This is a genomic window from Bradyrhizobium sp. Bra78, from assembly GCF_024519855.1.
GTDB classification, from domain to species: Bacteria; Pseudomonadota; Alphaproteobacteria; order Rhizobiales; family Xanthobacteraceae; genus Bradyrhizobium; species Bradyrhizobium japonicum_G.
Genome location: NZ_JALJRE010000011.1, coordinates 200,893 through 220,292 on the forward strand (window position 1 = coordinate 200,893; position 19,400 = coordinate 220,292).

The 19,400-nt window shown below is 66.1% G+C and carries 25 protein-coding genes and 1 tRNA gene; 11 read left to right on the forward strand and 15 right to left on the reverse strand.

Features of this window, described 5'->3' with window-relative positions:
- Positions 1-18 precede the first annotated feature (18 nt).
- The 4 genes from OC450_RS24230 to OC450_RS24245 all read left to right on the forward strand — a co-directional run bounded on the left by OC450_RS24230 (position 19) and on the right by OC450_RS24245 (position 3,250).
- Positions 19-792, forward strand: a complete 774-nt coding sequence (locus OC450_RS24230) for a thioesterase family protein (protein WP_262048807.1) — start codon at positions 19-21, stop codon at positions 790-792.
- A 560-nt stretch (positions 793-1,352) separates the two neighbouring features.
- A complete protein-coding gene (locus OC450_RS24235; protein ID WP_211381183.1) occupies positions 1,353-1,601 on the forward strand; it encodes a hypothetical protein in 249 nt (82 codons plus the stop codon).
- 132 nt (positions 1,602-1,733) lie between these two features.
- The gene (locus OC450_RS24240; RefSeq protein ID WP_211381184.1) at positions 1,734-2,441 is read left to right on the forward strand and encodes a hypothetical protein; all 708 of its coding nucleotides are present in this window, start codon (positions 1,734-1,736) and stop codon (positions 2,439-2,441) included.
- Between the two features lie 86 nt (positions 2,442-2,527).
- Positions 2,528-3,250 (forward strand): hypothetical protein, encoded by a 723-nt coding sequence (locus OC450_RS24245; RefSeq protein ID WP_262048808.1) that lies wholly within the window; start codon positions 2,528-2,530, stop codon positions 3,248-3,250.
- Positions 3,251-3,363: 113 nt separating this feature from the next.
- On the opposite strand, the gene OC450_RS24250 is transcribed toward OC450_RS24245, so the two are convergent.
- Both OC450_RS24250 and OC450_RS24255 read right to left on the reverse strand, forming a co-directional pair.
- Entirely contained in the window at positions 3,364-4,944 is a 1,581-nt protein-coding gene (locus OC450_RS24250; RefSeq protein ID WP_262048809.1) for a GMC family oxidoreductase, read from the reverse strand.
- 109 nt (positions 4,945-5,053) lie between these two features.
- A complete protein-coding gene (locus OC450_RS24255) occupies positions 5,054-5,278 on the reverse strand; it encodes a cysteine rich repeat-containing protein (protein ID WP_211381187.1) in 225 nt (74 codons plus the stop codon).
- Between the two features lie 235 nt (positions 5,279-5,513).
- On the opposite strand from OC450_RS24255, the gene OC450_RS24260 reads away from it, so the two are divergent.
- A complete protein-coding gene (locus OC450_RS24260; RefSeq protein WP_262048810.1) occupies positions 5,514-5,795 on the forward strand; it encodes a hypothetical protein in 282 nt (93 codons plus the stop codon).
- Between the two features lie 183 nt (positions 5,796-5,978).
- On the opposite strand, the gene OC450_RS24265 is transcribed toward OC450_RS24260, so the two are convergent.
- The 4 genes from OC450_RS24265 to OC450_RS24280 all read right to left on the reverse strand — a co-directional run bounded on the left by OC450_RS24265 (position 5,979) and on the right by OC450_RS24280 (position 9,304).
- Positions 5,979-7,931: a sensor histidine kinase gene (locus OC450_RS24265; RefSeq protein ID WP_262048811.1), complete on the reverse strand. Its 1,953-nt coding sequence runs from the start codon at positions 7,929-7,931 to the stop codon at positions 5,979-5,981.
- Positions 7,928-8,611 carry a response regulator gene (locus OC450_RS24270; protein WP_262048812.1) on the reverse strand — a complete coding sequence of 228 codons (684 nt, stop codon included), beginning with the start codon at positions 8,609-8,611 and terminating at the stop codon, positions 7,928-7,930. Before OC450_RS24270 ends, OC450_RS24265 begins: the two co-directional genes overlap by 4 nt.
- A gap of 172 nt (positions 8,612-8,783) precedes the next feature.
- Positions 8,784-9,035, reverse strand: a complete 252-nt coding sequence (locus OC450_RS24275; RefSeq protein ID WP_372703193.1) for a GCG_CRPN prefix-to-repeats domain-containing protein — start codon at positions 9,033-9,035, stop codon at positions 8,784-8,786.
- 26 nt (positions 9,036-9,061) lie between these two features.
- The gene (locus OC450_RS24280; protein ID WP_211381191.1) at positions 9,062-9,304 is read right to left on the reverse strand and encodes a hypothetical protein; all 243 of its coding nucleotides are present in this window, start codon (positions 9,302-9,304) and stop codon (positions 9,062-9,064) included.
- A 297-nt stretch (positions 9,305-9,601) separates the two neighbouring features.
- Between OC450_RS24280 and OC450_RS24285 the strand changes: the two genes are divergently transcribed.
- Complete coding sequence (locus OC450_RS24285; protein WP_262048813.1) at positions 9,602-10,561, forward strand: helix-turn-helix transcriptional regulator; 960 nt, start codon at positions 9,602-9,604, stop codon at positions 10,559-10,561.
- 12 nt (positions 10,562-10,573) lie between these two features.
- Here OC450_RS24285 and OC450_RS24290 read toward each other — a convergent pair whose 3' ends face one another.
- From OC450_RS24290 to OC450_RS24300, 3 genes are all read right to left on the reverse strand, one after another.
- Entirely contained in the window at positions 10,574-10,807 is a 234-nt protein-coding gene (locus OC450_RS24290; protein WP_211381193.1) for a hypothetical protein, read from the reverse strand.
- Between the two features lie 158 nt (positions 10,808-10,965).
- The gene (locus OC450_RS24295) at positions 10,966-11,268 is read right to left on the reverse strand and encodes a hypothetical protein (RefSeq protein ID WP_211381194.1); all 303 of its coding nucleotides are present in this window, start codon (positions 11,266-11,268) and stop codon (positions 10,966-10,968) included.
- Between the two features lie 192 nt (positions 11,269-11,460).
- A tRNA-Leu gene (locus OC450_RS24300) sits at positions 11,461-11,545 on the reverse strand.
- Between the two features lie 155 nt (positions 11,546-11,700).
- On the opposite strand from OC450_RS24300, the gene OC450_RS24305 reads away from it, so the two are divergent.
- Entirely contained in the window at positions 11,701-12,240 is a 540-nt protein-coding gene (locus OC450_RS24305; RefSeq protein ID WP_211381195.1) for a disulfide bond formation protein B, read from the forward strand.
- A gap of 3 nt (positions 12,241-12,243) precedes the next feature.
- On the opposite strand, the gene OC450_RS24310 is transcribed toward OC450_RS24305, so the two are convergent.
- Positions 12,244-13,329, reverse strand: coding sequence for an AbrB family transcriptional regulator (locus OC450_RS24310; protein WP_211381196.1), 1,086 nt, complete (start codon positions 13,327-13,329; stop codon positions 12,244-12,246).
- Between the two features lie 101 nt (positions 13,330-13,430).
- Positions 13,431-13,703, reverse strand: coding sequence for a PsiF family protein (locus OC450_RS24315; RefSeq protein ID WP_211381197.1), 273 nt, complete (start codon positions 13,701-13,703; stop codon positions 13,431-13,433).
- 204 nt (positions 13,704-13,907) lie between these two features.
- Here OC450_RS24315 and OC450_RS24320 point away from each other — a divergent pair, with 204 nt between their 5' ends.
- Positions 13,908-14,399, forward strand: a complete 492-nt coding sequence (locus OC450_RS24320) for a hypothetical protein (RefSeq protein WP_262048814.1) — start codon at positions 13,908-13,910, stop codon at positions 14,397-14,399.
- Between the two features lie 59 nt (positions 14,400-14,458).
- On the opposite strand, the gene OC450_RS24325 is transcribed toward OC450_RS24320, so the two are convergent.
- Positions 14,459-15,007: a TetR/AcrR family transcriptional regulator gene (locus OC450_RS24325; protein WP_262048815.1), complete on the reverse strand. Its 549-nt coding sequence runs from the start codon at positions 15,005-15,007 to the stop codon at positions 14,459-14,461.
- Positions 15,008-15,119: 112 nt separating this feature from the next.
- Here OC450_RS24325 and OC450_RS24330 point away from each other — a divergent pair, with 112 nt between their 5' ends.
- From OC450_RS24330 to OC450_RS24340, 3 genes are all read left to right on the forward strand, one after another.
- Positions 15,120-15,548: an acyl-CoA thioesterase gene (locus OC450_RS24330; RefSeq protein WP_262048816.1), complete on the forward strand. Its 429-nt coding sequence runs from the start codon at positions 15,120-15,122 to the stop codon at positions 15,546-15,548.
- Between the two features lie 3 nt (positions 15,549-15,551).
- A complete protein-coding gene (locus OC450_RS24335) occupies positions 15,552-16,028 on the forward strand; it encodes a PaaI family thioesterase (RefSeq protein WP_262048817.1) in 477 nt (158 codons plus the stop codon).
- A gap of 98 nt (positions 16,029-16,126) precedes the next feature.
- A complete protein-coding gene (locus OC450_RS24340; protein ID WP_262048818.1) occupies positions 16,127-16,789 on the forward strand; it encodes a DsbA family protein in 663 nt (220 codons plus the stop codon).
- Between the two features lie 84 nt (positions 16,790-16,873).
- Here OC450_RS24340 and OC450_RS24345 read toward each other — a convergent pair whose 3' ends face one another.
- The 3 genes from OC450_RS24345 to OC450_RS24355 all read right to left on the reverse strand — a co-directional run bounded on the left by OC450_RS24345 (position 16,874) and on the right by OC450_RS24355 (position 19,234).
- On the reverse strand, positions 16,874-17,080 hold the full coding sequence (locus OC450_RS24345; protein ID WP_045005422.1) for a hypothetical protein: 207 nt from the start codon (positions 17,078-17,080) through the stop codon (positions 16,874-16,876).
- An 81-nt stretch (positions 17,081-17,161) separates the two neighbouring features.
- Entirely contained in the window at positions 17,162-18,232 is a 1,071-nt protein-coding gene (locus OC450_RS24350; protein WP_262048819.1) for a phospholipase, read from the reverse strand.
- A gap of 30 nt (positions 18,233-18,262) precedes the next feature.
- Entirely contained in the window at positions 18,263-19,234 is a 972-nt protein-coding gene (locus tag OC450_RS24355) for a S1C family serine protease (protein ID WP_211381204.1), read from the reverse strand.
- Positions 19,235-19,400: the final 166 nt, after the last annotated feature.

The following is a 19,400-nucleotide window of genomic DNA, read 5'->3' on the forward strand; positions in this document are numbered from 1 at the left end:
GTGCACCACGGAGAAGCGATGACCGCGATCTACCGCGTCGACGGCAACAGCGTCGTCACCAGCCCGGATGCGGCGGGTCCGTGGGACCGACGCATGCAGCACGGCTCGGCGCCGGCTTCGCTGGTGACGTGGGCGGCCGAACGCATTCCGACCCCGGTGCCGATGGATATCGCGCGCGTCACCATCGATCTGATGCGCCCCGTTCCGGTGGCGCCGCTGACGATTGCGACCGAGGTCTTGCGCGAGGGTCGCAAGATCCAGCTCTGCGAAATCAAGCTGCTTGCCGACGGCGTGCAGGTGGTCGGCGCCACCGTGCTCAAGATCAAGCGCCAGGCGCTGACGCTGCCCGACGACATCAGGGCGCTGCCGGTCGAGTTGCCCGCGCCCGAGGATTCGCTGGTCGAGGATGGTCATGCCGCCACCAGCCCGTTCGTGCGTTCGGTCTCGATGCGTGCTGCGCGCGGCCGCTTCGGCCAGGCTGGGGCCGGCGCGATCTGGTTTCGCGTCGACCATCCCCTGATCGAGGGCGAAGCGGTCTCGCGGGCGATGCGCGCCGTGGTCGCGGCCGATTTTTCCAACGGCACCGCCTCGACGCTCGACTTTCGCGCCTGGACCTACATCAACGCCGACCTTACCGTGAGCTTTTCACGCCAGCCGATCGGCGAATGGGTCCTGCTCGACGGGGACTCCTGGATCGGTCCGGATGGCGCCGGGCTCGCGATGTCGCGGCTTGCAGACAGGCAAGGCTATTTCGGCCGGGCCGTGCAGAGTCTGGTGATCGAGAAGCGGTGAGCGTGACGGCTTTGGCCGCGCCCAGTCCCGGTGCCATTTGAATGGCAGGCTTTGAATGGCAGACTTCCGCCGCCGCGGAAGGGATGCCCTGGTCGCGAACCCCTTCTTGTCCGGAGGCTCTCTTGTTCGACGCCAGCGTCCTGCCAGTTCACATGCCGTAGAAGATCTTGATCTCCCACAGCACCACAACGATAGCCGTGATCAACGTGACCGCAGCCACCGCACTTTCCAAGGAAGCGACTCTCATTTGATACTCCGCTTCCCAGCCCCGTTCAGCGATCTAGTTGATTCGTAGATTCGCCGGCAATTGCCCGCGCACCGCCTCTTCACGCTCTGTGGCGCGCTGTTGTTTGCGGGCCACAACAACCCGTAAAATCCCGGGTGAGAACGCTGCGGCGCGTCGACTTTCCCGCGGCATGTGTGCAGGCAGGAGAGTGGGCTTCGGCCCCGAGTACAGTTAATCCCGCATACCTTCGGTCCGCTGCGTTTAACGGCAGATTAACCATCGCCAGCCCAGAATCCCCCTCACGGCCGCCAATCGGGGCCGAGAGGGACAGGCGATGGACTTCGATTTTCTCAACGCCAAGACGGCAGCTTCGCTGGACGAAATCCGCGTTCGCGTGGCGCATGCGCTGGCCCGCCACCCGTTGTGCCGCAATGTGCGCTTCGACATCCTCAGTGTCCCCCGCACCCGCCGGGGCGGCAATTGGACGGTGACGCTGCAATCGGTCGAGCCGCGCGCGGTCTGGGAGGCCTCGGAGATCGTAGCGGACATCCAGGACGCCTACGATCTCGCGTTAGCCGCCTGATTTCGTTGGATTTTTCTGATCATGTCGCGGCAGTCCGCGCGATTGCCGCCGCAATGGCACGCTTAAGCCTTAATTTTCGCCCAGTTTCCGGGCACTGATCACATGGACTTGAAGTCGGACGCGGAGAGACGTTTGTCCAGAGCCATCACCATCCTCGTGCTGACCTGTTTCCTCGTCCTCGGCGCTGCCACAACCGCCATTCTCGGCCGCGACAGCGTGCCCGATGTCAGCGCAGAAATGATCTCGCAGACGCCGCCCAAGCCGCTCGCGACCAACCGCGCAGCCAAGGCCGACCGCCTGGTTCCGACGCTGGCGCTGGCCTCGGCCGCGATCGACCCGGTGCAGGTTCCCGCGGACAAGCTGTCACGGATGCCGGTGCTGACCGAGCCGCTGCGCCAGGCGTTCGCTGCCGCGTCGCCGACGGATTTCCCGATGCCCAAGGCGAATGTGAACGAGGCACCCGCGGCGGCGGAGGTTCCGGCGGTCGAAGTCCCGGCCAAGCCCAAGGTCGTGGCCAAGCCGCAGCCGCAGAAATCCTATTCGCTGCTCTCCGACGTTCAGATATCGGGCATCAAGGATCGCCTGAAACTGTCGTCGTCGCAGGAATATTACTGGCCCTCGGTCGAGGCCGCGCTGCGTAATGTCGTCCGCAAGATTTCGGCCAACAAGCTCTCCAATCCACATGGGCAGGCCGTGCCGATCGATCCCAATTGCGACGAGGTCCAGCAGTTGAAGTCGGCGGCGATGCCGCTGCTGTTCCAGTTGCGTGACGACCAGAAAGAGGAAGTGCGCAAGCTCGCCCGCATCATCGGGCTCGAGAAGGTCGCGCAGCAGATCTGACGCGCAGGTTCCTCCGGAAACTGCACCGGTATCAGGAACATCCGGCAATCGACAAGCGTTGCTCGCTCCAAAGAGGGAGTGGACCAATGCGCGCCTCGACAGCCTATTTCGTCGGTGCCGGAACCATCGTCATGGCCATCGCCATCGGTCTCGGCGGCGGCATTGTCGCCGGCAATATCATGAATCCGGTCTCGCCCAAGCAAGGTCCGGACACGAGCAAGCTGGCGCAGCGCGCTGAAGCCGCCAAACCCGCAACGACGGACGCGCCATCCGAACGCCTGCAATATCTCACCGGTTCGCAAGCCTTCGGCACCATGATCGCCCCGCTGGCGCAGGCCGAAGCCAAGTCTGACAAGAAGTCCGAAGAAAAGTCCGAAGCCGCCAAAACCGAAGCCGCAAAGCCCGACACGCAGACCACTCAGGCGAACGCGGAGCCCCCGGCGCCACAGCCTTCGCAAGCGGCCGCAGTGGAGCCGCCCAGGCCGGCACCGGCATCGCATCCGCAAGTCGAAAAGCCTGCCGAGCGGCAGGCATCGACCGAGCCGTCATCCTCCCCCGACAACGCTTACGCTAAAGCCAGGGATTCTGACGTGAAGCGTGCCGCGTCCGAACGGCGCCGGACGGAGCGCCGCGACCGTTGGGCAGAGCGCCGTCACTATGATTCCCGCGAGCCGCGAAGTATGCGCGACCGCACGGATTGGGACGACGTCGCGCGCAACATCCGCGAGGATTCCGATGCGCGCGATGTCGCAAGCCGTCCGCGCGGCGGCTTCCCGCAGATCAGGCTATTCGGGTCTGACGACGACTAGCCCGCAAGGTCGCGCGACCCCGATACCATGAGCCGTACCATGACCTGAAGCTGCGCTCGGCCCCGTCCCGTGGTCGCGTAGAAGCGTTGAGCCGAAAAGCCTTGAGCCGTGCGTCAGCCGAGAATCGCTGCCGCCGCGCGTTCGGCGATCAGGATGGTCGGCGTCTGGATGTTGCCGGAGATCATGATCGGGATCGCCGAGGCGTCGGCGACATGCAGGCCATCGATGCCGCGCACCTGCAAGCGCTGCGGATCGACGACGGCCATGGCATCCGTGCCCATCCGGCAGGTCGAGGCGGCGTGATAGAGTGTCGTGCAATGACCGCGAATATAGTCGGCGATTTCGCTGTCGCTCACCGCTTCCGCGCTCGGCGTCACCTCGCTTGCGATCATCTCCTTGAGCGGTGATTGCGCGGCGATGCGGCGATTGAGGCGCACGCCTTCGATCATGGTCGCGAGGTCGTTGCCGCCGGCGTCCGACGAAAAATAGCCGGGATCGATCGCGGGATGCTCGATCGGGTCCGACGAGCGCAGCGTGATCTGGCCGCGGCTGTTCGGCCGCTGCAAGGTCGCATGCAGCGTGATGCCCGGCTTGGACGACAGGAAACGAACATAGTCGCGGTGCGGGCTGATCGCGCCGTAGAGCTGAAGGTCGGGCTCGACGCCGGGACGGCTCCGCACATGTGCGCCGGCGGCGACCCAGGGAGACGTGCGCGGGCCGCTGCGGTGCGCCTGCCATTCCGCAAGGCTCGCGGCGAGACTCTGGTCGGTCCAGGCACCGACGCCGATCTTCTCCTTCGTGTAGAAGGTGATGGGAATGTTGATGTGGTCCTGGAGATCCTTGCCGACGCCTGCCAGCTCATTCACGACGTCGACGCCGACGGCCTTCAATTCGTCAGCCGGGCCGACGCCCGACAGCAACAATTGTTGTGCCGAGCCGATGGCCCCGGAGGCGAGCACCACCTCGCTGGTTGCGAAGGCGCTCTTCGGCTGCCCGTCCTCGAGATATTCGACGCCGATAGCGCGGGAGTGCTCGATGATGATGCGGGTGACGCGCACGCTTGTCTTCAGCGTGAGATTGGCCCGCGTCAGCGCCGGCCGCAGATAGGCCTTGCCGGTGCCGAAGCGCTCGCCGTCCTTGATGACGAACTGGAACAAGCCGGCGCCTTCCTGGGTCGTGCCGTTGAAATCGGGATTGTACGGGAGCCCTGCGGCCCGTGCCGCCTCGAGCCATTTCAGTTCGTTCGGGTCGACATGGGGAACGTCGGCGACGTGCAGCGGCCCGCTCGTGCCGTGCAGGGGATCGTCGATGAAGCGCGCATTGTTCTCGAACGCGATGAACTTCGGCAGCACGTCGCGCCACGCCCAGCCGGCGCAGCCTGCCTTCGCCCAGCCGTCGTAATCGGAGGGCAGGCCGCGGATATAGATCATCGCGTTCATCGCGCCGGAGCCGCCGACCATCTTGCCGCGCGGCCAGAAGATCCGCCGGCCGCGGCAGCCGGCTTGCGGTTCGGTGTAATAGCCCCAGTCGACCGCGGTGTTGAACATCGTCGGCCAGTCCGACGGAATGTCGGACGCCAGCGGCGCCGCACGGCCTGCCTCCAGCACCAGCACCTTGCGGTGCGGATCGGCCGACAGCCGGTTGGCCAGCACGCAGCCGGCCGAGCCGGCGCCTACGATGATCGTGTCGTACATTGGGAAACGCTCCGCGAAGACCTTCATCCCGCGGAGCGCTTGCAAGATTTGTGCTTCGGAAACGATCGTACGCTCTCACCCTTCCCTCCAGAGGAGGGTGAAACCGTGCTCATCCCCCACGCGACTCGACGACCTTGCGGCAGGCATCGGAGAGCTTCGACTTGTTCTCGCGCAGGCAAGCGTTCATCTGCGGCGGCTTGCCGACATGTTCAGCGCAGAATTTGCTAGCGTCGCCGCGGCAGGCCATCTGCTCCTGCAGCGTCGGGCCGGATTGCGCCGCGGCGCGCAGGGCGGTGGCGGCGAGCAGCAGCGCGGCAAGAACCGAAATCTTCATAGAGCACCTCATTGGGAATGTCGTTGGTCCCGCTTGGGATCGAACGAGCCGGACCATCTCGCGAAGGCCGGGCGCAGGTCCATGCCATGTTCATGGCGTCGGCCGGTCCATCAGGCTGCCGTACCCCCATTTTCATGGCATGTATCTGTCCGCCGTCTTTTGCCATTCAGGCTGCACGTCGGCTGCGAGACCCGGTGATTGCATCGGGACGCCGAACGGGAAGCAGGAGAGCAAGATGTCGAAAAGAGCGGGAGCGCTGAGCGCCGGGCTGACGATCATGGCGCTGGCGGGTGCGGCGATGGTGTCGATGGGCACGAGCCCTGCGCAAGCGGTGGTCTATTGCAAGACGGTCGGCGTGCCAAAGGGCTGCGTGGTGCGGCCGACCGCGGCGGTGGTGGTCGCGCCGGTTGCGGCGGTCGCGGTCGCGACACCCGGTGTCGGTGCGCCCGGTGTTGGCGTGCGCGCGGGCACGCCGATGAATCGCGGTGGTCCGGTCAATCGCGTCGGCGTGCGCTGAGCTTGTCTTCACCTCGTCCCGCTCTTGTCCGCCGAAGCTTTGGCGAACGCGGATGCGGGATGAGGGATGAGGGAGAAGAGTTCGGGCGAAGGAGCCTTGCGGACGAACCCCCCGTCCTCCGCGGGCAAAACATCCGGCCCGTCCCTCTCTCCGCGCGTCCCACACGTTCGGAGAGGGGGCTTTTCAGCTCGCGGCGGCATCGCTGTCGGGAAAAATCTGCGGCAGTTGCAGCCGCACGCGCGTCCCCGAGGAATCCGAATGCAGATCGAACGCCGCCCCGCAGCGCGCGGCGCGGCTCCTCATGTTGCGCAGGCCGCGCGCGGTCTGGCCTGCGCTCGCAACCTCGCCGGCGAGCGCGAAACCCTTGCCGTCGTCGGCAACGCTGATCACGCCATACGGCCCACGACCACCATGACCACCCGCTTGACCATCCCCATGGCCATCGCCACGCGTCTCGATGGTGACGGTGATGTGGCGGGCCTGGGCGTGCTTGACCGCATTGGTCACGGCTTCGTCGAGGATGCGCACGATCTGGATGACGTGCCATGGCCTGAGCTCGGGATGCAGCGGCAGCCCCTGTGGCGTCGCCACGTGCCAGTCGAGCGCGATGTCGTGCGGTCGCAACTGCGCGGTCGCACGTTCGCGCCAGGAACCGAGTGCAAGCATCAGGTCGCCGCCGATGTCGTCCATGGAATCTATGACGAGGCGGAGGTCCTTCAGCGCGGCGCGGGCGGCGTCAGTGATGGTCGGGCCCTCATGGCCGCGCTCGGAGAGTGCGACGATGCTGACCAGCTGGCCGCCGAGGCCGTCATGCAGGTCCCGCATCAGCCGCGTGCGCTCATCGGCGAGCGCGGCGGCGCGGGCGCGCGCCTCCTCGCGGACGAAGCTCGCCTTCAGCCGCTCCTCGACCTCTCGCACGCGCGTCACGAGCTGGCCTGCAAAACTGTCGACCTGGTTCAACGCGCGGGCGAAGCGCCAGGTCAGGCCGGCGCCGATCGCGACCAGCATCGCCGAATAGGACAGGCGCGAGACGAAGATGCGCTCGTTGGACATGATCTCGAACACCGACAGCATGTCGTGGACCCAACAGGTCAGCACGATCGACACCGCGCAGCCGAGCGTGAAGCTGGCCGCGTCCTGCCGCCGCACCACCGCGGCCGCGGTCACGCAGGCCATCAGGAACAAGCAGACCCCGACCGTCGGGATGCCGAGAACGAGAAAGAGAATGCGCGGCAGCGGCGGGCCGGCGATCAGTCCGACGACGAACACGACAATCCCCGGCGCGAACAGCAGTGTGCCGTAGCGCGGCCAGCGCCAGCCGAAGAACAGCACGCCGAACACCACGATCAGCGCACTCTCCATCGGAGCGGACGCCAGCAGCACGGCGGCGAGCCGGGATACCGTGGCCGGCGGCACCGGCGGCGGCGAGAAGGCCTGGATGACGCCGAGCACCATTGCCGCGGCCAGCACGCCATAGACCGGCTCGCGGCGGCGCATCAGCCACATGATGGCGAGGATGACGGCGAGGATCGACTGCCAGGCGGAGAACACCACGGGCAATGTGACGAACAGCAGCGTGCGTGTTTCATAGGCGGGCCGCAAGGCGGCATCCGGGCCGACATAGACGGTGTCGAGAAAGCCCTTGAGCGGTCCCCACACCAGCAGCCGCACCGTGATCTCGTTCGCCCCCTCGCGCAGCAGCGAGGACGGGATCGCTGCGATCTGGGGTGTGTTCCGGTCGGGCCGGTTGGCATTGGCATCGCGCCGGGAATCCAGGACGACGACGCCGTTGACGGCGACCTCCACCGCGTTGCTGAAGCGCGGCAGGAATACCGACCATCCGGGCGCTGCATCGCCGCGGCGGAACGTGAAGGCGCCGGTGTAGAGCGGTGGGTCGGCGAGCGAATAGCGTGACGAGGTGAAATGCGGCAGCATCACGGGGCGCGCCACGCCGTCCTCCCGCAGCGAGAATTCGCCCAACGCAAAAGCGTCGGGATCGCTGGGCTGGAGCAGCCGCAGCCCGAGGATGGTGGCGACCACGATCAGCGCCTGGATCAGCAGATAAGGCACAAGGCGCGAGGCCAGCAGCCGGCGCCGCGCGGGTTTGACCGCTGCCTTTGCCGCGATCTCGCTCACAGCTTGATCAGGCCCTGCTGCACCGCCTCGAACACCGCTTCGCTACGGGTGTGCACTTCGAGCTTGCGATAGATGTTCTTGATGTGGCCGGGTACGGTCTGCCTGGAAAGGCCGAGATGGCTCGCGATCTCGGCGTAGCTGAACCCTTTTGCGATGCCCCAGAGGATGTCGATCTCGCGTGGAGTGAGTCTGGCGGTATTGAGCACGGGACCCGGCGGAGGCTCGGCCGAATTCTGCGCGGCACCTTGCGTTCTGCGCACGATGAAGCGGGCAATCGAGGCCGAGATCGGCGAATGGCCGGCGACCAGATCGCGCACGGTGGTGGCGATATCGGTGGGGAACGCATCCTTCAGGAGATAGCCGGTGGCGCCGACCGTGATCGCGGAGATGACACTCTCCTCGTCGCCGAGCGCCGAGATCACCATGATCTCGGTGTCGGGAAAGCGCTGCCTTGTCTCGCGGATCAGCTCGACGCCATGGCCGTCGGGCAGCCGCAGATCGGTCAGCAGCACGCGCGGCGCACGCTCGCCGAGTCCGGTGCGGGCCTCGGCGAGCGTGCCGGCGCTGCGCACCTCGTAGCCGGCCTTGACCAGCGCGTCCTGGAGCCGCCAGCAGGTCGGCGCGTCGTCCTCGACGAGGAGGATGGTGATGGCTTCACCCGTCTCGCCCTGTTCGCTCATGTTCATCGTCCTGCACCGCGTGTCCCCCGCGGCGCAAGGCCAACTTTAGCGGCGGCGCGGACGCCGCGACACCCATAATCATGGGGGCCGAATAATCAGGGGGGCCAAGGCGGCGACACCGGAAACCGCTGCATCGTGATGTGCATGGTGTCGCTGGTCATGGGCCTGGCCTCTACCTGCCATTGCCGCGGCACGCGCCGCCGGGGCCGATATGGTAGCCGCGCGGGCAGGCATGCGCGGCCGGGTTGGCGTAATTTCTGAGGCAGCCGCCATTGGGGCCGCGGTGCCAGCCGGGGCCGCAGCCGCCGGCGACCGCGATGACGTCGCCATTCGCGCTCCCGCCGGGCGAGGCGAGCGGCATGGCCTCGGCAGAGCCCGTGATTGCGCCGAGCGCGAGGGCTGCGGCGAACATGGTTCGCATCATGTCTTGTGCTCCCGAATGCCGTTGCTTCAATGGCCGGCGGCGAACGCAATGCCGGCGCGCACCTCGGCGATCGCCTGGTCGATCAGCCCGAGCGCCTTCTCGCGATGGCCGCCCTTGTTCGGCTCGGCCTTGCCGAGCTCGGCGCGGGCGGATTGCAGGATCGCGATGGCTTGGTCCATGTGCGGCTGCGCGCCCAGCGCGTAACCGACGCAGAGGCTGGTCGCGATGCCGCCGCCGAGCACGAGGCTGCGGGGTAGAGAGGTTCGCATGTCTTCTTCTCCTCCAGCGGGCGTCAGGCTGAGGCCGCCCGTTTGCCCGGACGCAGTCCGTCATGTCGCGGAATGCCGCATCCGCCGCTTGAATAGGGCTCGCCCGTGCAGTCAGTCTTGGACTGTCCGGCGCCGGCGGCGTCGAGGCTTGGACTGACCGGCGCAGCTTGATTCACGTTGGCGTGCTGATACCCTGCGCTCGCCGGGCTTCAACAGGCGTTCGTTTCAGGCCTGACAGACTTCGGCACGCTTTCGTGCACGAGCTTTTCCCAAAAGTCTTTCTTGGAAATTCTTTCGATGTCCGTCATCAGGAAGGCGCTCTCGACAGACATGCTGCCGCAGGACCTGTCCGACCGGCAGCGCTTCATCCGCTTCGCGGAGCTGTTCGAGCATTTCTCCAACACCGGCGAGCTCGATCCGGCCTCCGACGTGCCGTTCCGCGCCACGATGAACTCGATCCACATCGGCACCACCATGCTCGGGCGCTGCGACGGCAGCTTCGTGACGGTTCGGCGGGAAAAACGCCAGGTGCTCGAGACCGGCGACGACCGCTTTTGCCTCGCGCGCAACACGGGCGACCGCTCTTCGCAGGTGGTTCATCGCGGCCGCGAATTCACCATGCGGCCGGGATCGATGGTGCTGCTCAAGCTCGACGAGCCGTTCTTTGCCGCCGACGGCGCAAGCCACAAGCGCTTCACCAACGTGCATCTGCCGGTCGATACGCTGCGTGCGATGGTCGCCGACGTCGACGATCTTGTCGGCTGCGAGCTCGAGCCCGGCGGAGCATTGTCGCTGGCCATGGACTACAGCGATCTCCTGCTGCGTCATTCAACGGCGGCGGACGAAGCCGGAATGGCAATCGCTGCGCACCTGCTCGACCTCGCCGCGATCGGTCTCGGTGCCCGCAGCGATATCGCGACTGCGGCGCGACGCCGGGGCCTGCGCGCCGTACGGCTCAAGGCCGTGCTGACGATCCTCGAGGCGCGCTTCCACGAACCGGATTTTTCCGCGCAGAGGTTAGCCGCCGCAGCCGGTCTCTCCGAACGGTACGTCAACGAGTTGCTGTTCGAGGCCGGCGCCAGCTTCACCACGCGCCTCAACGAGCTCCGCCTGCGCAAGGCGGCCGATCTTCTCGCCCATCGCGAAGGTCGCATCAGCGACATTGCCTTCGCCTGCGGCTTCAACGACCTCTCTTATTTCAACCGCTGCTTCCGCCGGAGGTTCGGCCTGACGCCGACGGCGGCACGCGGGAAGTAGCGAGACCGCACTCTATGAACTTTCCACCCTTGGCGGCGGATAGCGCCGGGCCAGCATCGACAGCGACAGTTGCCGTTCGTCCTCGGGCAGCGCCAGAAAGGCCAGCACCAGCGGCCGCTTCCAGTCGCCGACGCCGAAATCCATCGCCCTCCATTTCTGCGGCTCGGGGCCTTCGAGACCCCGGACCCAGACGAAATAGCGGGGAAGGTCGTCGGCGTCCGCTTGCGTCGTGCGTCCCCTGGCCATCCAAGCTGCTCACTGCATCGATCTGAATTGCCACACGATATAGGGATAGGCGCGGCGAAGTCGAACCCGGCGAGGGAGGCTCGTGCCGGGAAGTACGCGGCTCTCTGCTGGCGAAGTGTCTCGGGACCCGGATGCGGGCCGTACGGCCGCACGCGCCGTCAGTGCCAGAGTTCGCAGGTTGCAACCCGATTGATGTCGGCGAGCCGCCGGCTGGGGTCGCCCTCGAGATCGAGGCTCGCGACCAGCGTCAGCAGGCGATGATAGGCGCCGTCAGCGATTTCGACGGGCAGCGGGGCTTCGTCGAACGTCTCGACATAGCTGCCGACGAGACCGCTCAACAGGCGGCACAGGCCGCGCTGTTCGGGATCGTCCCGGCCGAGCGTCTCGAGCTTTTGCTGGAAGATACGGAAGGTCCGCAAACCGTGGTGCTGCTGTGAAAGCCACGCGTGCAGGTCGTTCATATGAGCTCCTTCGAATGAGAGAAGAAGCTACCGGCTTATACAGTGCAGGTGTGACGATTGCCAGGGAGGGGAGGGGCTGGATTCGTTGAACCAGTCCGCCTTCGCCAAGGCTTCGGCGGGACAGCCTTCACCGCTTCGCATGGATAGGATTGCGCCTGGCTTGCCAAGCCGTAGCTGCGAAGCAGCGAAGGCTGGTGCCCCTGGCCGGAATCGAACCAGCACTCCTTGCGGAACTCGATTTTGAGTCGAGCGCGTCTACCAGTTCCGCCACAGGGGCCCTCGGTCGGCCCCAAACAGGGCGTCGCGAAGCCGGCGGACTATAGCTATGGACAAAGCGGGGTCAACCCGCGCCAAAGTGATCCCGGCTGTTCTCGACAGCCGCATGGGCCGGGGCTAGAGGCTTGGGAGCGCGACCCATCCGAAGAGGCTGCCGTGACGACCCAGAGTGCCGCAATACCTGCGTTCAAACCGGCGGCCACGAACCCCGCGCTGACCGCTTCGCTGCTCGTCACGCTGATTGCGGCAGCCACGATCGCGGGCGCCTGGTTCTTCCAGCTCGTGCTGGAGATCCTGCCCTGTCCGCTCTGCCTCGAGCAGCGTTACGCCTATTATCTCGCGATCCCGCTTGGCGCGCTCACGGCGCTTGCGGCGCGGAGCGGCGCGCCGCGGCCGCTGCTGCTCGCGGCCCTCGCGATCCTGGCGCTGGCGACCCTCGCCAATGCCGGGCTCGGCACCTATCACTCCGGCGTCGAATGGGGTTTCTGGAAGGGACCGACCGACTGCTCCGGTCCCGTCGTCAAGCTCGGCAATGCCGCCGATCTCCTGTCGAAGCTCGACACCGTGAAGGTGGTGCGCTGCGACGAGGTGCAGTGGCGCTTCCTCGGGCTCTCCCTCGCCGGTTACAACGTGCTGATCTCGCTGCTCATGGCCGCGACCGCCGCTTGGGGATTCGTGGCAACGGCGAAGCGCTAGAGCTTAGTCGTCCACGTCGTCCTGCGTGCGCCCGAACAGGTGCACGATACCCGGCGTCGCGATCGTCACGAACACGAAGCGCGACAGATGATGGGCGCCGACGAAGATCGGGTCGATGTGCAGCGTCAGGGCCAGTGCCAGCATGGCGTCCATCGCGCCCGGCGCGTAGGCGACCACGACGTCCGAGAACTTCACCTGCGTGGTGAGCGCCACGATGCCGACGAAGATCGCGGAGACGGCGATGGCCACCGCAAACGAGCCCAGCGCCGCGTTGATGTGGCCGGCGAGCGTCCTGATCCGCATCCGCGCGAAGCGGCTGCCGATCAGGGCGCCGATGCCGACCAGCGCCACGCCGCGCACCCAGTCCGGCAGGCCGCCCTCGACCCAGCCTGCGCCATGCAGCACGCTGGAGCCGATCATCGCGCCGAACATCCAGCTCGCCGGAAACCTGATCAGGCGCAGCAGGAGTGCCGCGGCCAGTGAGGCCGCGACCAGTTCGACGAGGTCGAGCGGCGAGGCAATCGTCGTCGTCAGCGATGGCGCGACGGAGGGCGCCACGCCGGCGAGCGCCAGCACCAGTGGCAGCGCCGCGGTGAGGATGATGACGCGCATGGTCTGCACCACCGCAATGCCCGGCAGGTCGGCGCCGCGCTCGACCGCCAAAATCGTGATCTGCGACAGCGCGCCGGGACTGCCGGCGAGGAAGGCCGAGGTGCGGTCCCAGCCGTGGACACGCTGGAGGTAATAGCTCGAGCCGAAGGTCGAGCAGAAGGTCGCGAGCGCAAGCAGGCCGATGGTGAGCGGATAGGCGCTGACCTGTTGCAGCAGGTGGCGCGAGACGACCGATCCCAGCGAGATGCCGAGCAGCACCAGCACGGTCTGGGTCAGGATCGGCGGCAGCGCCAGCTGGCGGCCGGCGACCGCGGCGATCCCGACCGCGATCATCGAGCCCGAGATCAACCCGCCGGGCAGGCCCGCGAGCAGAAACACGAGGCCTCCGGCAGAGCCGATGACGAGCGTCTCCACCGTGCTCAAGATCTTGGCACGGCTCGGCCATTCGAACGGCAGGGAGGCGGTGATTTGCTTCACGCCACCTTATCGCAAATCAGCGAGAGGCGCACAATTGCAGGCTCGTCATGCCGCAATGCGCGCGCCACTCGCCGACCCTCGCGAACCGTATTGTGCCGGATTTACTTCTTGTCGGCCGCGGGGGCGGCGGTGCCGGCCTTCGCTTCCTTCTTGCACTCGCGGCGGAATTTCTTGCGCTCCTTGCCCTTCAGCCCCTTGGCGTCCGCCTGCTTCGAGCATTCGAGCGACTCGGCCGAGCGCTCCTTCGTTACCTTCTTGTCGGCGGTGGTAGCCGCGTCGGTCTTGGCCGCCGGCGCGGCGGTCTGCGCGAAGGCAGTGCCGGTGGCGAGCAGGGAGGCGAGGGCGACGACGGCGAGGCGAGACGTGAAGGTCATGGTGTTGCACTCATCTTGCGAGAATGGCGAAGGGTTGGGACCGTCGGCTCGCCTTGCTGAACGCGACATGAATAATCCGAACCGGCGGGATCACTATATTTTGGCGGCAGGAGCCATCGCTTCCTTGTCGCCAATCGCCGGCACGCTAGGATAGCAATCCTCGTTTCACTTCCCCGGGGGGAAGACCAAGGAGGAGACCCAAGGATGACCATTCGATCAAAATTGCTGTGTGCGGTGGCTTTGTCGGGCTTCGCGGCGCTGGTGGTGAGCGCGCCGGCGCAGGCTCTGACCTCGCAGGAGTGCAGCGCGAAATACCAGGCCGCCAAGAAGGACGGCTCGCTCGGCACCACGAAGTGGAATGACTTCCGCAAGGCCCAGTGCGGTGCGGACGCGACGCCTGCGGCTGCGCCGACCGCGGCCGCTCCTGCTGCGCCTGCCGCTCCCGCCGAGCCGAAGCAGGCGAAGAAGGAGGCCGCCCCCGCTGCCGCGCCGACCCTGCCGGCCGGCCCCGCGATCTATCCGAACGCGGTCGATCCGAAATATGCCAAGGAGACCGCCGGCAAGGCGCGCCTCCACACCTGCGTCGACCAGTACAACGCCAACAAGACCACCAATGGCAATGGCGGCATGAAGTGGATCGAGAAGGGCGGCGGCTATTACAGCGAATGCAACAAGAAGCTGAAGGGCGCCGCCTGAGCTTCGGCCTGATGCGATGGCCGGAGCAAAGCTCCGGCCATTTCGCTTGATCCGATGGCCTAGCCCAACAGCTTCTCGGCCGATTTCGCCACCAGCTGCGTGCGCTTGCGCCGGCTGCGCTCGACGAACAGCAGGCTCTGGCCGAAGATGAAGCAGTAGAACAGGAAGGCCTGTGCTTCCGCCTCGTCGGCTTCGAGGCCAGTCGCGCGATAGAGCTCAGCGACATGCTTGAGCCGCGCCGCGTCCACGTTCGCTACCGCTGCTGCGGCGCTCTCGTCCGAGCGGGCCCATTGCCGGATCGCCAGCTCGATCGCCATGCCCTCCGGATTGAGCCGCTCGGAATAAAGCTGGATCACGGCCCTCAGCCGATCGCGGGGTTTCTGCCCGTCGAGGCTCGTCTGCTGAGCGATCGCCGCCGAGCGCCCCTCGCGCCAGCGCTCCAGCATGGCGCCGAGTAGCGCGGCACGGTCGGCGAAGCGGCGGTAGAAGCCGCCCTTGGTGACGCCGAGGTTCTTGGCCAGCACCTCGACCCGCACCCCCTCGACTCCCGAGCGCGCGAGTTCGGTAAACCCCGCCTCGACCCAGACGTCACCCTTGCCGTCGCTCATGAAGGAAGCCTCACCGGTTCTTGATACGGTGCCGTATTGCTAACGCGAGGGCACCTTGATACGCTACCGTATCAAAGATCGAAGGGCGGAAAAGAACAAGGGAGGACTGGCGATGGCGCAGGAGGCGACCTATCGCGGCACGGTCTATCCGTGGCAATGCGATCACGTCGGCCACATGAACATCATGTGGTATGTCGGCAAATTCGACGAGGCCAACTGGAATCTGTTCGCCCGCCTCGGACTGACGCCGAGCTATCTGCGCAGCTCCGGCCGCGGCATGGCCGCCGTGCAGCAGAACATCACCTACAGGCGCGAGCTCCTCGCCGGCGACATCGTCGAGATCCGCAGCCATCTGCTCGAGCTTCGCGACAAGTCGATCTGCTTCCGGCACGACATGGCCAACGCCGAGACCGGCGAGATCGCCGCGTTTTGCGAGATCACGGGCGTGCACATGGATCGCAGCCAGCGCAAATCGGTGCCGTTCATGGATGCCATCCGCGAGATCGCCTCGAGGCATCTCGCTGCACCCGCCGAGGTCTGAACCATGGCCGCATTCGAGCCGAAAAACCCGGGCTATCGCGCGGCGGCCATCGCCATGTTCGACGGCCAGACGGCGATGCACACGCTCGGCATCGTGATCGTCCGCCTTGCGCCGGGCGAGGTCGAACTGGCAATGCTGCACTCGAGGGCTTTCACGCAGCAGAACGGCTTTGTTCATGCCGGCATCATCACGGCGGGGCTCGACAACGCCTGCGGCGTTGCCGCCTTCACCTTGATGCCGCGCGAGGCGGATATCCTTACCGTCGAGTTCAAGACCACGCTGCTCGCGCCAGCCCGCGGCGAGCGTTTCGTTTTCAAGGCCGAAGTCGTCAAGCCAGGCCGTACGCTGACCTTCTGCGAGGCCAGGGCGTTTGCCGAGCATGACGGCAAGACCACGCTGATTGCCACCATGGCCGGAACGCTGATGGCGATGCTGCCCCGGGCTACGGCATCGCAGGTGGCGGCCCCGGTCCGCGCATAGCATCGCGGTGACATCGCGCCCGCAACGCTCTATATGACCCGTAACATTTCCCGGTCCCGAACCGTATTTGCGGCGATGGGACCGAAACGGGACGAGATATGGCTGAATTCAGGAACAAGGGCCTTGTGCCGACGCGGCGCGCGGCGCTGACGCTGATCGGGGCGGGCGCTCTCGCCGCGACCGGCGGGATTACCTTGGCGCGTGCGGCTACCGACGATGACGAGGTGCTGACCGAAGCCAAGGTGCTGCGCGATCCCGATGTTCCTGTCGCCGGAAATCCCGACGGCAATATCAGCATCATCGAATGGTCCGACTACAATTGTCCCTATTGCCGCAAGCTCGAGCCCGAGCTGCGCCAGGTCGTCCAGGACGACGGCAAGGTCAGGCTGGTGATGAAGGACTGGCCGATCCTCGGACCGGTCTCGGTCACGGCGGCGCGGATCGCGCTCGCGGCCAAATATCAAGACAAGTACCATCAGGCCCATGACGCCATGATGGCTGTGAGCTCGCGCCTGACCGAGCCGCGTATCAACGAGCTGCTCGCGTCTGCCGGTGTCGACATGAATCGCCTGAAGCGCGACCTTGCCGATCGCGCCAAGGACATCGATGCCGTGCTCAAGCGCAACAACGACCAGGCTGAAGCCTTCGGCTTCCGCGGCACACCGTCCTTTATCGTCGGCAAGTACCGCGTACCGGGCGTTCTGAGCATGACCGAGTTCGAACAGGTCATCGCCGACGCCCGCAAGGCCAAGATGAACTGACGCGCCGATCGCCAGCAACGCAAAGGCGCCGCCGCGAGCCGCGACGGCGCCTTGTTCATTGGTCGGTGGCGTTACTTCGAGAAGTTATTTGGACGAGATGCGGACCCAGTCCTTGTGCGCGCGATCCTGCAGCGCGTTCCAGTCGGCCTTGGCGACGTCCCAGTTCACGATGGTGCGATTGGCCGTCGCGACCTCGCCGTTGGCGACCGACGATGTTTGCATCGAGTCATACACGTACACGCCGCAGCCGAGCAGCAGCGCTCCCAAGATCATTCCGAAAAAAGTCTGCATGGCGAACCTCCGGTGACGGGCGATAACGTCGGCCCGGAGTGATGGTTCCGCGGCAGTACGGCGCAGGCAAGGAGAGGTTGTTCATTCTCCATTCAGCCACTCCACCAGCTCCACGTTGATCTCGCGCGGATAGGTGTGGCTGAGGTCGTCGATTTCGCGATAGACGACATCGGCGCCGGCGGCGGAGAGGGCCGCCTGCGTCTGCCGCGCGGTCTGCACCGGAAACATCCAGTCGAGCTTGCCGTGGGTGATGTAGATCGGCAGGCGCTGCAGGCGTGCGGCGTCGGCCATTTCGGCCATCAACGGATGGAAGGTCGCCGACACCGGCGCGAGATGCGTGAAAGGCGAGGCGCCATCGAGCCCGGTGACGTAGCAGAAGGTGCCGCCGTCGCTCATGCCGGTCAGCAGCATGCGCGAGGCGTCGATGGTCCAGCGGCCGCGCACGGTTTCGAGAATCCGCATGAGGTTGGGTGTGTCGGAATCGTCACCCATCAGCGCCCAGGTCGGGCCGGTCGCGGTCGGCGTCACCAGGATCGCGCCCAGGGTGCGGGCGTCGCGCAGCCAGCTCCACAGAAAACCGCGGCCGTTGCCGCTGCCGCCATGCAGCGCCATCACCAGCGGCATGGCGCGGTCGGGCGTGTAATATTCGGGCACGTAGACCGAAAAGCCGCCGCGGGTGCCGGGCTCGTTGTGATCTTGGAAGATTCCGGTGTGCTCGCCTTGGACTGCTTCCAGCCGCGACAGCAGGTCGGTATTCTCGCGATTGGCGGCGTTGAGGAAGAAGCTGCTCACCGGCGGAAACTGCACCGCCAGCGGATAGAGTGCCTCCTGGGCGCGCGGCACGTGGCGCAGCGCGCGGAAGACGGCGACGAGATCGCCGTTGCCGCGCTCGACCTCGCGGATGCCGGCAAAGGCGGCGAGCGTCTCGTCGCAGGCGCGATCGAGCCGCTCGCGCAGTCCGGCGAACTGCTCCGGCCAGGCGCCGATCGCCGTGCGCGCCGTTTGCAGCGTCTCGTCCGGCGTGCCGATCGCATTCATCACCGAGCCAAAGGCCGGCGGATGCAGATGCCGGGCGAAGAAGCCGAGTGCTTCCAGTGCATTGAGCAGCCGCGGCAGCACGGTCACGATGTCGTCAATGACGGCCTCGCTCATCGCCGCTTGTCCTTGCCTTGGTTCGGTTTGTCAGTGCAGCTTCGGCGCCTTCAAGAGCTTGAAGCGATCGGTCGAGGTCACGGTGACGTCGAAGGTGACGCCCTCATGGTGCACGGTCAGCGGCACGTCGACACCGGCGGCGCCGAGCCCCCACAGCTTCTTGTAAAAGCCGGTCTGGCTCGTAACCTTCTCGCCGTCGACAGCGAGGATGACGTCGCCGGTCTTGAGCTCGGCACGAGCGGCCGGGCCGTTGGCGGAGATCCCGATCACCACCACGCGGTTGTCGATCTCGGTCGAAAACAGTCCGAGCCACGGCCGCGCCGGCTTGTTGACGCGGCCGAACCTGCGCAGATCGTCAAGGATGGGTTTCAACAGGTCGATCGGCACGATCATGTTGACGTGCTCGGCCTTGCCGTCGCGTTCGCGTTCGAGCTGGAGCGAGCCGATGCCGATCAACTCGCCGCGCTCGTTGAGGAGCGCCGTGCCGCCCCAGTTCGGGTGCGCGGGATGGGTGAAGATGGCCTCGTCCAGCAGATATTCCCAGTAGCCTGCGAATTCCTGCTTGGCCACGATCTGGCTCGCGACCGAGCGCGTGCGTCCGCCGGCGCCGCCGACCACGACGCGGTCGCCGAGCCGGGTCTCGGCCGAGATGCCGAGCGGCAAGGGTTCGACGTCGAGCCGGCCGAGCGCCTGCACCAGGCCAAAGCCGGTGACGGAATCGAAGCCGAGCACATGTCCCTCCACCACGCGCCCGTCGCCGACATGCAGCCACACGGACTCGGCTTCGGTGATGAGATAACCGATGGTGAGCACCAGCCCCTCGTCGATCACGACGCCATTGCCGGCGCGTTCGGTGCCCAGCGTCTCGGCGCTGAAGGCGTCTGGTGGGATGATGGCGTGCAGGCCGACGACGGAGGCTAGCGCGCGGTCGAGATCGAAACCGTAATCGCTCGCACGCGGCTGATTGGCCGGCGGCACTCTCCATTCGGTCAGGGCGGGCATGGAGTTCTCCTGGCTGAGTGCATCGCCCGCCGCGGCTAGCGGAAAGACGCGCGAAGCACGCATAATTTAGGCCGGTGGAGGCCGTCTTGAAAGCCTCGTCCCCCAACTATTCCGGAGAACGCCGCGTGAAATATTCGAAATGTACGGGGCGGTTCGCGCGCGGTCG